The 14,112-nt window shown below is 69.7% G+C and carries 15 protein-coding genes; 9 read left to right on the forward strand and 6 right to left on the reverse strand.

Annotated features, from left to right (window positions below):
- Nucleotides 1-110: 110 nt before the first annotated feature.
- The gene (locus tag ABZ260_RS15285) at nucleotides 111-1,550 is read right to left on the reverse strand and encodes an MFS transporter (RefSeq protein ID WP_355617136.1); all 1,440 of its coding nucleotides are present in this window, start codon (nucleotides 1,548-1,550) and stop codon (nucleotides 111-113) included.
- 146 nt (nucleotides 1,551-1,696) lie between these two features.
- Here ABZ260_RS15285 and ABZ260_RS15290 point away from each other — a divergent pair, with 146 nt between their 5' ends.
- From ABZ260_RS15290 to ABZ260_RS15310, 5 genes are all read left to right on the forward strand, one after another.
- Nucleotides 1,697-2,152 (forward strand): MarR family transcriptional regulator, encoded by a 456-nt coding sequence (locus tag ABZ260_RS15290; RefSeq protein ID WP_355617138.1) that lies wholly within the window; start codon nucleotides 1,697-1,699, stop codon nucleotides 2,150-2,152.
- Between the two features lie 399 nt (nucleotides 2,153-2,551).
- Nucleotides 2,552-2,983, forward strand: coding sequence for an Hsp20/alpha crystallin family protein (locus ABZ260_RS15295; RefSeq protein ID WP_355617140.1), 432 nt, complete (start codon nucleotides 2,552-2,554; stop codon nucleotides 2,981-2,983).
- Between the two features lie 395 nt (nucleotides 2,984-3,378).
- Nucleotides 3,379-4,497, forward strand: a complete 1,119-nt coding sequence (fbp, locus tag ABZ260_RS15300; protein ID WP_355617142.1) for a fructose-1,6-bisphosphate aldolase/phosphatase — start codon at nucleotides 3,379-3,381, stop codon at nucleotides 4,495-4,497.
- Nucleotides 4,498-4,602: 105 nt separating this feature from the next.
- The gene (locus tag ABZ260_RS15305; RefSeq protein ID WP_355617144.1) at nucleotides 4,603-4,860 is read left to right on the forward strand and encodes a DUF1876 domain-containing protein; all 258 of its coding nucleotides are present in this window, start codon (nucleotides 4,603-4,605) and stop codon (nucleotides 4,858-4,860) included.
- A 167-nt stretch (nucleotides 4,861-5,027) separates the two neighbouring features.
- Nucleotides 5,028-5,468, forward strand: coding sequence for an OsmC family protein (locus ABZ260_RS15310; RefSeq protein WP_355617146.1), 441 nt, complete (start codon nucleotides 5,028-5,030; stop codon nucleotides 5,466-5,468).
- Here ABZ260_RS15310 and ABZ260_RS15315 read toward each other — a convergent pair.
- Complete coding sequence (locus ABZ260_RS15315; protein ID WP_355617148.1) at nucleotides 5,417-5,899, reverse strand: hypothetical protein; 483 nt, start codon at nucleotides 5,897-5,899, stop codon at nucleotides 5,417-5,419. The genes ABZ260_RS15310 and ABZ260_RS15315 overlap by 52 nt on opposite strands.
- A 46-nt stretch (nucleotides 5,900-5,945) precedes the next feature.
- Here ABZ260_RS15315 and ABZ260_RS15320 point away from each other — a divergent pair, with 46 nt between their 5' ends.
- Both ABZ260_RS15320 and ABZ260_RS15325 read left to right on the forward strand, forming a co-directional pair.
- A complete protein-coding gene (locus tag ABZ260_RS15320) occupies nucleotides 5,946-6,122 on the forward strand; it encodes a fumarylacetoacetate hydrolase family protein (protein WP_355617150.1) in 177 nt (58 codons plus the stop codon).
- Nucleotides 6,119-7,021 (forward strand): dioxygenase, encoded by a 903-nt coding sequence (locus ABZ260_RS15325; RefSeq protein ID WP_355617152.1) that lies wholly within the window; start codon nucleotides 6,119-6,121, stop codon nucleotides 7,019-7,021. The genes ABZ260_RS15320 and ABZ260_RS15325 overlap by 4 nt, the downstream gene beginning before the upstream one ends.
- Nucleotides 7,022-7,138: 117 nt before the next feature.
- On the opposite strand, the gene ABZ260_RS15330 is transcribed toward ABZ260_RS15325, so the two are convergent.
- The gene (locus ABZ260_RS15330) at nucleotides 7,139-7,783 is read right to left on the reverse strand and encodes a lysoplasmalogenase (protein WP_355617154.1); all 645 of its coding nucleotides are present in this window, start codon (nucleotides 7,781-7,783) and stop codon (nucleotides 7,139-7,141) included.
- A 219-nt stretch (nucleotides 7,784-8,002) separates the two neighbouring features.
- A complete protein-coding gene (locus ABZ260_RS15335; protein WP_355617156.1) occupies nucleotides 8,003-8,815 on the reverse strand; it encodes an SAM-dependent methyltransferase in 813 nt (270 codons plus the stop codon).
- Nucleotides 8,816-9,133: 318 nt separating this feature from the next.
- Between ABZ260_RS15335 and ABZ260_RS15340 the strand changes: the two genes are divergently transcribed.
- Both ABZ260_RS15340 and ABZ260_RS15345 read left to right on the forward strand, forming a co-directional pair.
- Entirely contained in the window at nucleotides 9,134-10,735 is a 1,602-nt protein-coding gene (locus ABZ260_RS15340) for a M4 family metallopeptidase (RefSeq protein ID WP_355617158.1), read from the forward strand.
- A gap of 240 nt (nucleotides 10,736-10,975) precedes the next feature.
- Nucleotides 10,976-12,418: an MFS transporter gene (locus tag ABZ260_RS15345; RefSeq protein ID WP_355617160.1), complete on the forward strand. Its 1,443-nt coding sequence runs from the start codon at nucleotides 10,976-10,978 to the stop codon at nucleotides 12,416-12,418.
- A gap of 12 nt (nucleotides 12,419-12,430) precedes the next feature.
- Here ABZ260_RS15345 and ABZ260_RS15350 read toward each other — a convergent pair whose 3' ends face one another.
- Both ABZ260_RS15350 and ABZ260_RS15355 read right to left on the reverse strand, forming a co-directional pair.
- Nucleotides 12,431-13,603, reverse strand: a complete 1,173-nt coding sequence (locus ABZ260_RS15350) for an NADH:flavin oxidoreductase (protein WP_355617162.1) — start codon at nucleotides 13,601-13,603, stop codon at nucleotides 12,431-12,433.
- Between the two features lie 78 nt (nucleotides 13,604-13,681).
- Nucleotides 13,682-13,966, reverse strand: coding sequence for a DUF1540 domain-containing protein (locus ABZ260_RS15355; RefSeq protein WP_355617164.1), 285 nt, complete (start codon nucleotides 13,964-13,966; stop codon nucleotides 13,682-13,684).
- Nucleotides 13,967-14,112: the final 146 nt, after the last annotated feature.

Raw genomic sequence — 14,112 nt, forward strand, 5'->3', positions numbered from 1 at the left:
GCACGTCGGCTCATCCGGCCGGACCCCTGGGCGCCGCCGGTCGGCGAATCCGGGCGTTCAAGGCGACCCGCGCGTTCGAGGCCGGAACGGCGGAATCCTCGGTGGAGGCGTCAGGACACGGTCGCCGGTTCGGCGGTGACGGCGTCCTCGGCCGAGGAGTCGGCCCGGCGCGCCGGGATCGCGGAGGCGATCGCCGCGGCGACGAGTGCGACGCCGCAGCCGATCAGCAGACCGGTGCGGAAGCCGCTCTCGGACGGCAGGGTGTGCCCGCCCAGTCGCATGGTCATCTGGGTGAGGACGACACCGATCACCGCGGCTGACACCGAGGTGCCGATGGAGCGCATCAGTGAGTTGAAGCTGTTGGCCGCGGCGGTTTCCGACCGGGGAACCGCGCCCATGATCAGGGCGGGCATCGCGCCGTAGGCCAGCCCGACGCCTATGCTGCAGAGGCAGGTGACGACCAGCAGGCCCCACGTCGTCCCGAGCAGGGCCATCGAGGAGCCGTACCCGAGCGCCATCACCAGGCTGCCGGTGACCAGGGTGACCTTGGGGCCGCGAGCGGCCGACAGCCGTGCGCCCAGCGGCGAGACCACCATCATCATCAGGCCCGACGGAGCCGTCCACAGGCCGGCGGCCAGCATCGACTGGCCCAGGCCGTACCCGGTGGCCTCGGGCAGTTGCAGGATCTGGATCACGATCAGCGCCTGGGCGTACATCGCGAATCCGACCACGATCGAGGCCACGTTGGTCAGCAGTACCGGGCGCCGGGCGGTGACGCGCAGGTCGACCAGTGGATCACCGGCTCGCAGTTCCCACCAGCCCCACACCACGAAGACGACCAGCGCGACGGCGAACAGCCCGAGGGTGGTTCCGCTCGCCCAGCCCCAGTCCGCGCCCTTGGAAACCCCCAGCAGCAGGCAGACCAGGCCAATGCCCAGGCCGAGCGCGCCGACGACGTCGAGGCGTCCCGTGGTCCGGGCGGGCGTGGCGGGCACCAGCAGCCAGATCAGGCCGGCGACCAGCACGCTCAGCGCGGCCGCGCCCCAGAACAGTACGCGCCAGCTCGCGTACTCGGCGACCGCCGCCGCGACCGGCATCCCGAGCGCTCCGCCGATGCCCATGGACGAGCTCATCAGCGCGATCGCGGGGCCCACCCGCTCGGACGGCAGCAGGTCCCGCAGCGCGCTGATGCCCAGCGGGATCATGCCCATGCCCATGCCCTGCAGACCTCGCCCGATGATCATCTGGGTCACCGAGTCGGCCAGCGCGCAGGTCACGCAGCCCGCGATGATCGGCACCGAGCAGGCCAGCATCATGCGGCGCTTGCCGTACAGGTCGCCGAGCCGCCCGATCACCGGGACGGCCACCGCCCCCACCAGCAGCGTGATGGTGATCACCCAGGAGGCGTTGGCCGCGTTGGTGTGCAACATGCGTGGCAGCTCGCCGATCAGCGGCACCACCAGGGTCTGCATGAGTGAGGCGACGATACCGGCCACCGCCAGCACACCGACGATCCCGCCGGGGCGGGTGGTGGACGTGGAGTCGTCCACGTGGATCTCCCTTGTCTGGACGAATAAGGCGATGTGTACGATACACATAATGTGCTTAATGCATAACATGGGGGTGATACACAGTGATTGCCGATGCGCACCCGTACGGCGAAGCAGGACGCGGGGAAGTCTGGAGAGGGACCAGCATGGAGAAGCCCACACACTCGATCGAGTACGAGACCATGCTGCTCGGGCGGTACTACCACCTGACCCTGTCCAGCGCCGAACGCGAGGGCGACCATCTGGACCGCAGCGCCTACGTCCTGCTCAGCCGCATCCAGATCGTCGGCCCGATGTCCATCGGGCAGCTCAGCGAGGCGTTCGGCCTGGACCCCTCCACCCTCAACCGGCAGACCTCGGCCATGCTCCGCGCCGGGCTGGTCGAACGCATCCCCGACCCCGACGGGGGAATCGCCCGCAAGTTCCGCATCAGCGCCGAAGGCGAGCGCCGCCTCCAGCACCAGCGCGACGAGACCGTCCGCAGCATGGAGAAGTTACTGGGCGACTGGACGCCCGAGGAGGTCGCCACCTTCGCCGCCTGCCTCAAACGGTTCAACACCGATATCGAACGTCTCACCGGCCGTCCCTGGCCCCGCCCCTGACCGCCTACCGGCGATGCCGGCCGAGGTTTCCGGTCAGGACCGGCCTGACCCCTCGGGCACCACGCCCGCCCCGGACCGGAGAGGAGACCTCCGGCCGGTAGCCCCGCGGGCCGCCGCGACCGTCCCAGCGCCGTGGCCACCGACAGCAGGGCCGGGGACTTCGGTGGCAGCGCCCGGCGAGGTCCATAGCGGTCGATCAGTCCGGCTCGCAACGGGGACAGCGCGGCGCTGGTGAGTCCGAACAGGGCCATGCACGGTTCGAACGACGTCGGCGGCTTTCCGGCGTCGGGCACGGCGGCCAAAAGACCTACGTGTTAGGGACCTCTGGCTGTTACCCCCGAGTCCTGCCCGGTGGTGTGATGGAGGTATGGGAAGACCCCAGTAGACAAGGAGGACACCATGAGCATGCCGATGATCCGCGAGCGGCGAGGCCTCGTCCCCGAGCTGTTCAACTGGTTGGACATGCCCCTCTCCGCCATGCAGTCGACGGCGGTGCACCCCATCAAGTTCGAGGACTACGTCAAGGACGATCGCTACGTGCTGCGGGCCGAGTTGCCGGGAATCGACCCCGACAAGGATGTCGACATCACCCTGTCCAACGGCCTCCTGACCATCCACGCCGAGCGGCGTGACGAGCAGCGGGACCAGCAGCGGACGGAGTTCCGCTACGGCTCCTTCACCCGGTCGATCACGCTGCCCAGTGACGTGGACGAGAACGACGTCAAGGCTTCCTACGACAAGGGGGTTCTGGAGGTCAGCGTCAAACTCGCTGACACCAAACAGCAGGAAAAGCACATCCAGATCGAGTCCACGCCCCGGAAGAAGTCCTGACGGATCGGGCGGACCCGCTCGACATGACGCGGGTCCGCTCATGACCCGCGGATCGCAGCGATCCTCCGCCCACCGGTCGGCCGTGAGTACTTTCTGTCATAATTTGATATACTCAGGGTAGTGATGCGGTTAATCCGTAGCTTTGTCATAGTCGGCAAGGGTTTTGCTTTCCTGGAGTGTTGATCGTGCTCACGGTCACGTCACCCGGAGCCGCGAGGAGACCTCGGGCACTCGTGGAGCCAGCGTTGAGGCGAGCGCCCATGTCGTAAGACGTGGGCCGCCAGAGCACGCTCACAAGCAGGTACGGAAGTCCCGCCCGGCCGGGGCCTTCTGCCCTATCCATATACAAGGCCCCTGACCAACGTGGAAGCAGGACAACCCACGGGGGGATCATCATGATCACTTTGAGTGTCATCAAGGCCGACACCGGGGGGTTCGTCGGCCACTCCGCGGTGCACCCGAACATGATGGCCGAGGCCCGCCGCGAGATCGACCGGGCGACCGCCTCGGGACTGCTCATCGACGGTCAGGTCGCCAGCTGCGGCGACGACATCTCGCTCATCATGACCCACACCTACGGCGCCGACGCGGGGCTCATCCACTCCTTCGCCTGGGACACCTTCCAGGCCACCACCCACATCGCCAAGGGACTCGGCCTGTACGGCGCCGGCCAGGACCTGCTGTCGGACGCCTTCTCCGGCAACCTGCGGGGCATGGGTCCCGGATATGCCGAACTGGAGTTCGAGGAGCGCCCGTCGGAGCCGGTGCTGTGCTTCCTGGCCGACAAGACCGAGCCGGGCGCGTGGAACCTGCCGCTGTACAAGATGTTCGCCGACCCGTTCAACACCGCGGGCCTGGTCATCGACGGAAAGATGCACGACGGCTTCGGCTTCGAGGTCTACGACCTGTACGAGGAGAAGCGCATCGTCTTCGACTGCCCGGCCGACCTGTACGACATGCTGATGTACATCGGCGCCCCGGCCCGTTACGTGATCCACAGTGTCCGTTCCAAGACCCTGGGCGAGACCGCGGCCGCGACCAGCACCCAGCGACTGTCCCTGATCGCCGGCAAGTACGTCGGCAAGGACGACCCGGTGATGATCGTCCGCTGCCAGTCCGGACTGCCCGCGGTCGGCGAGGCGCTGGAGCCCTTCGCCTTTCCGTACACGGTCGCAGGGTGCATGCGCGGCTCGCACCACGCACCGTTCCTGCCGGTCCCGGTCCAGCAGGCGCACCCGTCCCGGTTCGACGGCCCGCCGCGCGTGGTCGCGCTGGGATTCCAGATCCACGACGGGAAGCTGATCGGCCCGCGCGACATGTTCGACGATCCGGCCTTCGACGGCGCACGGGCCCAGGCCGGCGAGATCATGGACTACCTCCGCCGCCACGGCCCGTTCGAACCGCACCGGCTGCCACTGTCGGAGCTGGAGTACACCACCATGCCCGCTCTCGCCCAGCGGCTCGCGAACCGCTGGACCCCGATGACCACCGAGATCGCGACACCCGTCGGATGACCCGCGCGACCGCCCGGCCATCCCGGGCGATCGGCACCTGATCGGGCCCGCCGCACACTCGGGAGCACGACACCGCGAACACCCGTTCGATCGGAGGTTCCTTTCATGGAAGCCAAGCAATGGACCGTGCAGATCTACATCACCGAAGAGGGCGATGACACCTCCGCCCGGGCACTCCTGACCACCAAGGACGACACCCACCTGACCGGGATCGGTCACGCGCGTCGCAATCCGGTCGACCAGTCGGTCCCCGAGATCGGCGACGAGCTCGCGGTCGCCCGCGCGCTGGCCGACCTGGCGGAAAGGTTGCGCACCGTCACCGCGGAGGACATCGCCCAGGTCGGCGGGCCCACCTCATGGTGACGGCCCCTCGCCCCGGGCCACCGGGATCGGCATGACCGCACCGTCCGCCTCGGCCACGATCCGCGGACGGTGCGCGCCCTTCCCCTGTCGACGCGCAGGGGCCATCCCATGGCGATGAGATCCACGTGCTCCACCTACAGAACCTGAACACACCCGTGGAGTCACCCATGAAGCAGAACCGGAACGGCACGATGAAGATCACCTGGCACGGCGGCGGCCGCTTTGACGTGCAGATACGCCGCCACACCATCCGTGTCGACCAGCCCACGGACTTCGGCGGAGGCGACACCGGTCCCGTCCCGGTCGAGCTGTTCGTCGGGAGTCTCGCGGCCTGCGTCGCCCATCGCGCCGAACACTACCTTCACCGATGTGAGCTGCCCGCCGGCGTCACCGTGACCGCCCACTACGATCTGGGACTGCGTCCGGCACGGGTCGCCCGAATCGATCTGGTCGTCGACGCTCCCGGCCTTCCCGAAGGACTTCGGGAATCGTTCACCACCGTCGTCGAGCACAGCGCCGTGCACAACTCGCTGCGGCTGCCGCCGGAGATCACCCTTCAGGTCCGCACCGAGGAGGGAGCGGTCATGGAGGCGATTGAAACGACCTGATGCCACCGGTGACCTGAGCCCGGCGCATCCTCGGGCCACGGATCGGCCCGAGCGCGCCTGACAACACGTGCCGCGCCGGCCGCGCCCGGCGTGTCGATCACCATGACCACTGGCAGGCCGGGGTCCTCGGCGAGCCGCATCCCCCTGCGTGCCTCGTGCGGCACGCCGGTCCCCCTCGGACGGGAGGCCCGGGCGCGACGGTCGTGCCCCACGATCACGCACGAGATCTCGTTCACCCCGGCCAGGGCGAGCAGCACCCCGGGTTCGCTCTCCCCCAGGCCGGTGCCGGCATCGTTGACCAGGACGTCGAGCCGCCCGGCCGGCGCGGTCCGGCCCTGCTCACCGGCGCCGTCCAGGCCGAAGAACTCCGCGGAGTGACCCGCCTCTCCCGGCTCCTTGACGAGCCGGATACCCTCGGTCTCCCCGACCAATAAGATGATCTTCTCAGCAGGGACGACTCTCTCGTTCAACAGCCGCGTGTTCACGCTCCGGCCCGGCGACATCATCGCCACCGGACCCCCGTCCGGGATCGGCTACGCGCGTACACCCCCGTGGCTGCTGCACGACGGCGACGTGGTCGAGGTGGAGGTCGGGAAGTCGAGCGGCGCCCGTACTCCAGTGATCAACACAGCGAGCGCAGAGGACTGGGCATGAGTGAGACCGTGAGCGCCGGGCACGGCCCGGCCGGCAGCCACCCCGTGACCGAGCAGGTCGTCGGCCAGCTCCAGGGGGCGGACACCCGATTGATGACCGTCATGGAGAGCCTCATCCGTCACCTGCACGGCTTCGTCGAGGACGTGCGGCCGACGGCGGCCGAGTGGGAGGCGGGACTCGCCTTCCTCGCGCGTACCGGCTCGTTCTGCACGCCCACCCGGCAGGAGTTCGTCCTGCTCTCGGACATGCTGGGACTGACCACGCTCGTCGATGACGTGAACAACCAGGGACCGGCCGACATGACGCCGAGCTCGGTGGAGGGCCCCTTCCACTCCGTGGCCCCGCCGCGCGAGCTGGGCGACCTCATCGCCGCGGGCCCCGAATGGGGCCGGGCCGAGAGTGCCGTGATCCATGGCACCGTGCAGGACTGCCACGGGAACCGCCTGCCGGGTGCGATCCTCGACGTGTGGCAGGCCGACGACAAGGGCCACTACGACACCCAGGACGCCGAGCAGCCCGAAGGCAACCTGCGCGGTCTGTTCACCGCCGACGAGAACGGCGAGTACTGGTTCCGCACCGTGAAGCCCGCCAGCTACCCCGTACCGATGGACGGCCCGGCAGGCGACATGCTCCGCGCCATGGGACGTCATCCCATGCGCCCCGGCCATCTTCACATCCGCGTCGAGGCGGCCGGGCATCACACGCTGACCACCCACGTGTTCGTCAACGACGACCCCTACCTGGACTCCGACGCCGCCTTCGCGGTCAAGCCGGAGATCATCGTCGCCTTCGAGCCGCGCGAGGACCAGGCCTCGATCGAGCGGTACGGGATGGACGGGCCCTACCTGGACGTCACGTTCGACATCAGGCTCGCCACCGAGTCGGAGATGAAAAGGTGATCACGGAGAGCCCCGGCACCTGCTCGCCACCCCGCCGGTGACGATCTCCCCGGAGCGGGCCGATCGGATGTCCCCCTCCGGCGGAGGGGGACATCCGCCGCCGGCGGTGTGACCGCCTCAGCTACGGAGGCGATCGACGATGCCCGAGGCCAGGAGGTACTGGGCCGCGACGTAGGTCGCCATGATCACCAGGCCGGTCATCGGCGGGCGGGGAAGGTCCGCCAGGCCGAACGCGATCAGCGCGTCGGAGAGCAGGAACAGGGCGCCTCCGGCCCCGATGCGCGGGCCGAGACCGGCGGCGGTCACCGCGGTGGCGGTCAGCAGCAGCGAGTAGACGGCCACCGGCAGGCGCAGGTCGCCCAGACCGGGCCAGAGGACGAAGATCATGCCCGCCCACAGGACGCCGTAGACCACCGGGATCGCCGGACGGCGGCGCAGCACCTGAAGCGCCCCCTCGCGGACGAGCCAGGTCACGTAACAGACGTGCGCCCCGGCGAACAGGGCCATGCCCGCGAGGAAGAGACCGTCGATCTCCAGGGCCACGTCACCGCCCCAGGAGAGCAGGAGCGCCGCCACCAGCAGGCGCGGTCCCCGCCGCGCCAGCACCCAGGCCGCGAGCAGCGGCATCAGCAGCGCCTTGGTCACCGAGTTCATCGGGCCTTCGCCGGCGGCGACCAGCACCAGATGGACCGCGGAACAGAGCCAGAAGGCGGCCAGCAGGGCGCGTGGGACCACCCCGGCCCTTAGAACATCATTCTGCACATCTGGATGCTAGGGCCTGCCGCCCGGCAGGCCCAAGGCGCCTGTCGCCTTTCGACGGTACTCGGGTGCCAGGCGGCGTTCTCCGTACGGCCCGCCGTGCCCGGCGGATTCAAGGTGAACCGCGGCGCGAGGACGGACACACCGTCCACCGCGAGGGGCAGGGCCGATCCGGGACTCCGGGTCGGAACGTGGGGTCAGGACGTGCGGACGGCGAGGTGCCTACGGCTTGCGGCCCACGCCGCCGTACTGGAAGACGTCGCGGTCGCGGAAGCTGGTCTGCGGTTCGGGCCGCCACTTGGGCAGCGACACCACGCCGGGCTCCAGGAACTCCAGCCCGTCGAGGAACTCCTCCAGTTGCTGCCGGGTGCGGAGGGTGAGCGGGGTGGCGGCGCTGGCGTTCCACTTGGCGGCGGCATCGTCCATCGACGGGCTGTGCACGCTGTGCGCGATGGCCAGGTAGCTGCCCGAGGGGAGCGCGTCCAGCAGCGTACGCACCGCGCTGTGGGCCTGGTCCCCATCGGGGACGAACTCCAGGACGCCCATCAGCATCAGCGCGACCGGCCGGGAGAGGTCCAGCGTCCGCGCGGCCTGTCGCAGGATGGGCTCGGGATCGCGCAGGTCGGCGTCGATGTAGGCGGTCTCCCCATCGGGGGTGCCGCGCAGCAACGCCCTGGCGTGGGCCAGCACGATCGGGTCGTTGTCGACGTAGACGATCCGCGCCTTGGGGTTGACCCGCTGGGCGACCTGGTGGGTGTTGTCCGCGGCCGGAATGCCGGTGCCCACGTCCAGGAACTGGTCGATGCCCGCCTCACCGGCCAGATGGCTCACGACCCGGCCGATGAACTCCCGCTCGGCCCGCGCGTTGACCGGCAGATCCGGCATGACCTTCACGATCTCGTCGCCGACCGCGCGGTCGGGACCGTAGTTGTCCTTACCGCCAAGCCAGTAGTCCCACACCCGCGCCGAATGTGGGATCGAGGTGTCGATTCGCGCCAACACCTCGGTGTCGACCTCTGTGATTTCCTCGCTCATCAGAGCCTCCTCACAAGCACACCCCGTAACAACACGATCGAAGCCCACCTTAGATGATCTCCGATCGGCCCGGCGAAAAAACGCCCTACATCAGGGCAATTCAGCCTAGGAACCCCCAAAACATGACGTCCTTACCCGCACCGGTGAGCCGTAACGGCAGGGGCTCCCCCGGTACGGAAAGCCGCCCATACCACGGCGTTATGGGATTTTGTGAGGTATTCGTCTGCCTCGCTCGGTGTCAGCTTTGGGGTAGCCCCGACCCTTAGGGCTCCTTGTATCCCTCTTCCCCCCCAGGGACACCGAGAGGAGTCACCCCCCGTGAATCCGAAGACCAAGCTGGGCGCCGTGGCCGTACTGGCCGTCACCGCCCTGATCACCCCCACCGCGGTGAGCGCCGCGTCAGCACCGGCGGACATCACCGCCCGCACCGTCTCCGCCGACCCTCCGCCGTACTCACCGCCGGACGCGGAGGCGCGCAACCGCGCCGTGACCACGGCCAACGCCACCATCGCGATGAGGTCGGAAGCCCTCCTCAAGGGGCAGAACGAGAAGTTCACCCTGATCGCCAACATCTCCGGCGCCCAGGGTCTGCAGTACCTGACCTACGCGCGCACCTACCGGGGTCTGCCGGTGTTCGGCGGTGAAGTGATCGTCTCCACCGACCGGGCCGGAGAGCTGGTCGGGTCGGTGAGCTCGGGCCAGCAGTCCAGGATCACGGTCGACGTCACGAGCAAGGTGGACGCCGCCGCGGCGACCGCCACCGCCCGCGCGCAGGTGTCCGCCGTGGAGAGCGTGAGCACCCCCCGGCTGCTCGTGCACGCCGCCACCACCACACCCAGGCTGGCCTGGGAGGTGGTCGTCACCGGCGCCAACGGCGAGACCCCGAGCGTCCTGCACGTCTTCGTGGACGCCCTCGACGGGTCGATCGTCGACTCCTACGACGAGGTCCGCGCCGGGACCGGCAACAGCTACTACAACGGCAACCCGGTGACCATCCAGACCTCCGGCTCCGGCAGTTCGTACTCGATGACCGACACCACCCGTCCCGGCCTGCGCTGCGGCGGGCAGGGCGGCACCGCCTACACCGGGACCGACGACGCCTGGGGCACCGGCTCGGGCACCAACCTGGAGACCGCCTGCGTCGACGCCCTGTACGCGGCGCAGACGGAGTGGAACATGCTCCGCAACTGGCTGGGCCGCAACGGGTTCAACGGCTCCGGCGGCGCGTTCCCGGCCCGGGTCGGCCTGAGCGCCGTCAACGCCTACTGGACCGGCAGCTACACCAACTTCGGGCGCAACCAGGCCAACAACCGGCAGGCCACCCCGATGGACGTGGTCGGCCACGAGTACGGCCACGCCGTCTTCCAGTACTCCGGGGCCACCGTGACCAACACCGCCGAGGCCGGCGGCATGAACGAGTCGACCGGCGACATCTTCGGCGCGCTGACCGAGCACTACGCCAACCAGCCCGCCAGCCTCGACCCGCCGGACTACCTGGTGGGCGAGGAGGTCAACCTGGTCGGCTCGGGTGAGATCCGCAACATGTACAACCCCGGCGCGCTCGGCGACCCCAACTGCTACACCTCCCCCTTCAACTACGAGGTGCACGCGGGAGCGGGCCCGCAGAACCACTGGTTCTACCTGCTCGCCGAGGGCACCAACCCGGTGGGCAAGCCGGCCAGCCCCGTCTGCTCGGGTCCGTCCCCCCTGACCGGCATCGGCATCCAGAAGGCCGGTCAGATCTTCCAGGCCGGGCTGAACAGCAAGACCTCGCCGTGGACGCACCCCAAGGCGCGCAAGGCCACCGTGGCCGCCGCCAAGGCGCTCTTCCCGGGCAGCTGCGTCGAGGTCAACGCGGTCAAGGCCGCCTGGAGCGCGGTGAACGTCCCGCTGCAGAGCGGCGAGGTGACCTGCCCGTAGCACCGGGCGGCTTCCGGCTCCGAAGGTGAACCACAGTCCGGGCTCCGGCGACTCGCCGGGACCCGGACTGTGATTTGAACATCCGAAAGGGGTACGTATCGGCTGCTGAAAGCCGAAGACGGAGAACGGGGGCGGCATGCTGATCCTCAGCCGGTCACCCGTACCGCCCGAAGACCTGGAACGCGGCGGGAGGAGAGGACCGGCGAACCGGGCGGCCGGGCCCCCGCACCGCGCGGCCGGATGAGCGGCGAGGCGACGGCCCTCCAGGAGCAGGAGGGGGCCGACCCGCGCCGCTGGAAGGCGCTGACCGTCTGCCTCGTCGCCGGCTTCATGACCCTGCTGGACGTCAGCATCGTCAACGTGGCGCTGCCGGCCATCCGCAGCGGGCTGAACGCCCCGCAGAGCGACCTGCAGTGGGTGGTGTCGGGGTACGCGCTCACCTTCGGGCTGGCGCTGATCCCCGCGGGGCGGTTCGGCGACATGCACGGCCGGCGCAACGTGTTCGTCCTCGGTGTCGTCCTGTTCACCCTGTCCAGCGCGGCGGCCGGGATGGCCGGGGACCCGAGGTTGCTGGTCATCGCGAGACTCATCCAGGGGATGGCCGGCGGGGTGTTGAATCCGCAGGTCAGCGGATTGATCCAGCAACTCTTCCGGGGAGCGGAACGGGGCCGGGCGTTCGGGTTGCTGGGCACCGTCATCGGCTTCTCGACCGCGATCGGCCCGCTGCTCGGCGGGGCGCTCATCCAACTCGGCGGCGGCCCCGACGCCTGGCGCCTCGTCTTCTACGTCAACGTGCCGATCGGCATCCTGGCCGTGGTCCTGGCGTACCGCTACATCCGGCCTCCGGCGCGCGAAAGGCGTCCCCGGGAGAGCATGGATCCGGTGGGCGTGCTACTGCTCGCCCTCGGCGTCGTGCTGGTGCTCCTGCCGTTCGTCGAGGGGCAGCAGTGGCAGGGCGCGGAAAGGTGGCCGACGCTGTTCGCCGGGCTCGTCGTGCTCGCCGCCTTCGTGGCCTGGGAGCGCCGGTACGGGCGGCGGCGCCAGCCGGTCGTCGACCTGTTCCTGTTCCGCAGACGCTCGTACGCGCTCGGCGCCCTGCTCGGCACGCTCTACTTCGCCGGCTTCAGCGCGATCTTCTTCATTCTCACCCTCTACCTGCAGAACGGCCTGGGCTACTCGGCACTGGAGGCAGGGCTGGCGACCACCCCCTTCGCGGCGGGGTCGGCCGTGGCCGCCACGCTGGGCGGCCGGACCGTCACCCGGCTGGGCCGGCCGCTGGTGGTGGCGGGGCTGCTGCTGGTCGCGGCCGCGCTGGGCGTCACGGCGCTCGCCGTGCGGCTGGTCCCCGGCGAGCACGTGGCCTGGGCCATCGCGCTGCCGCTGCTCCTCGCCGGCCTGGGCAGCGGCCTGGTGATCTCCCCCAACCAGACGCTGACCCTGTCGGAGGTGCCGGTCGCGATGGCCGGCACCGCCGGCGGGGTGCTCCAGACGGGACAGCGGCTCGGCACGGCAGTCGGCATCGCGGCGATCGGCTCGGTGTTCTTCGCCGAGGTCGCCTCCTCCCGCGGCGACTACGCGACGGCGTTCCGGCACTCGCTGCTGGTCGCCATCGCCTTCGTGCTGGTCTCGCTGGTCGTGGCCGTCGTCGACGTGGTCACCGCCCGGCGTGCCGGGCTCCGCTGAGAGCGAGGGCGGTCAGTCCGTGAGCACGCAGCGGGTGCCGGAGTAGATCGTCGACATGCACCGGTTGCAGTGGATGCACCGGGATTCGACGGCCCGGTTCTTCATGATCCGGTTGGGCAGGTCCGGCTCCATGAGCAGGGCCCGGCCCATGGCGGCGAACTGGAAGCCCTCGCGCAGGGCCAGTTCCATGGTCGCCAGGTTGGTGACGCCGCCGAGGAGCACCAGCGGCATCCTCAGGGCGGCGCGGAAGGCGCGGGCGTCGTCGAGCAGGTAGCCGTCCCGGTAGGGGTAGGAGCGCAGGAACCGGCCGCCCAGCAGCCGCACCCCCAGCCGCTGCGGCTGCCGCAGGGCCGCGGCGAAGTCACGGATCGGGGCGTCGCCCTTGAACAGGTACATCGGGTTGAGCAGCGAGCTGCCCACCGTCAGCTCGATGGCGTCGAGTCCGCCGTCCGCCTCCAGCCAGGTCGCGACCTGGAGGCTCTCGTCGGGTGTCAGGCCGCCGCTGACCCCGTCGTCCATGTTGAGCTTGGCCAGGATCGCGATCCGGCCGCCGACGGCCTCCCTTACGGCCAGGGCGACCTCGCGCGCCAGCCGGGCCCGGTTGGCCAGGCTGCCGCCGTAGCCGTCGGTCCTGTTGTTGAGCCGGGGGCTGAGAAAGGAGCTGACCAGGTAGTTGTGCCCCAGGTGGATCTCGACGGCGTCAAAGCCCGACTCCTCCGCCAGGAGCGCCGCGTCGGCGTGCGCGCGGACGATGCGCTCGATGTCCGCGGCGGTCGTCGCCTGGGTCATGCTCATGCCCAGCCAGTTGAACCGCCGGGACGGGCCCAGCGCGGGGAGCCTGTTGGAGGCGGGGTTGGCCACCGGGCCGGCGTGGCCGATCTGCGCGGAGACGGCGGCGCCCTCGGCGTGTACCGCCTCGGCGAGGCGGCGCAGGCCGGGCACGGCCTCCGAGCGCATCCAGATCTGCCGCCACTGCGTGCGGCCTTCCGGTGCCACCGTGCAGTAAGCCACCGTGGTCATGCCGACGCCTCCGGCGGCCACCCGCCGGTGAAAGTCGATCAGCTCGTCGGAGACCAGCGCCTCGGGGGTCATGCCCTCGAAGGTGGCCGCCTTGATCAGGCGGTTGCGCAGGGTGATCGGCCCGAGCTTCGCGGGCGCGAAGACGTCGGCGGCGGTTTCTGCCATGGGCCAGTGTTACCAAACAAGCGCTTGGATTCCAAGAGGCCGGGGTCGCCGTTCCGTCGCCGTACGGCTCACCCGCCGTCAGGCCGGCGCGTACGTGAGGCAGTCGATGTCCTTCTGCGCGTAACCGACGACGATGCCGGAAGCCTGACATTCGTACTGGACGTTGTGCTGGCAGTCGGACATCTTGCAGGCGCCGACGCGGCCGGTGGCGGCGGGGTCGCCACCCTTCAAGTCGACCTTGAAGAAGGTCTCGCACTCCGCGTGATGACTGTTGCCGACCGTGATGGCCAACGCGTGGCAGACGTGGTCCGTGTTGTAGGCGCACGCATCGACCTGGCACTCGTTGACTGTGGGCATTTTCATGGCTGACGTCTCCTAGGACTCGGGCCGGCCCCGGACGCGACCAGCCGTCGTCGGGGCCGGTCCCCCGACGCGCTGGTCGGTTTCACCGCGCGGCGGTGGCGGCGCCGCCGGCCGGCCCTCGGGCCGGCCGGGCCGCATCACGCTCT

Source organism: Streptosporangium sp. NPDC006013 (assembly GCF_040614275.1).
In the GTDB taxonomy this organism is placed as follows: domain Bacteria; phylum Actinomycetota; class Actinomycetes; order Streptosporangiales; family Streptosporangiaceae; genus Streptosporangium.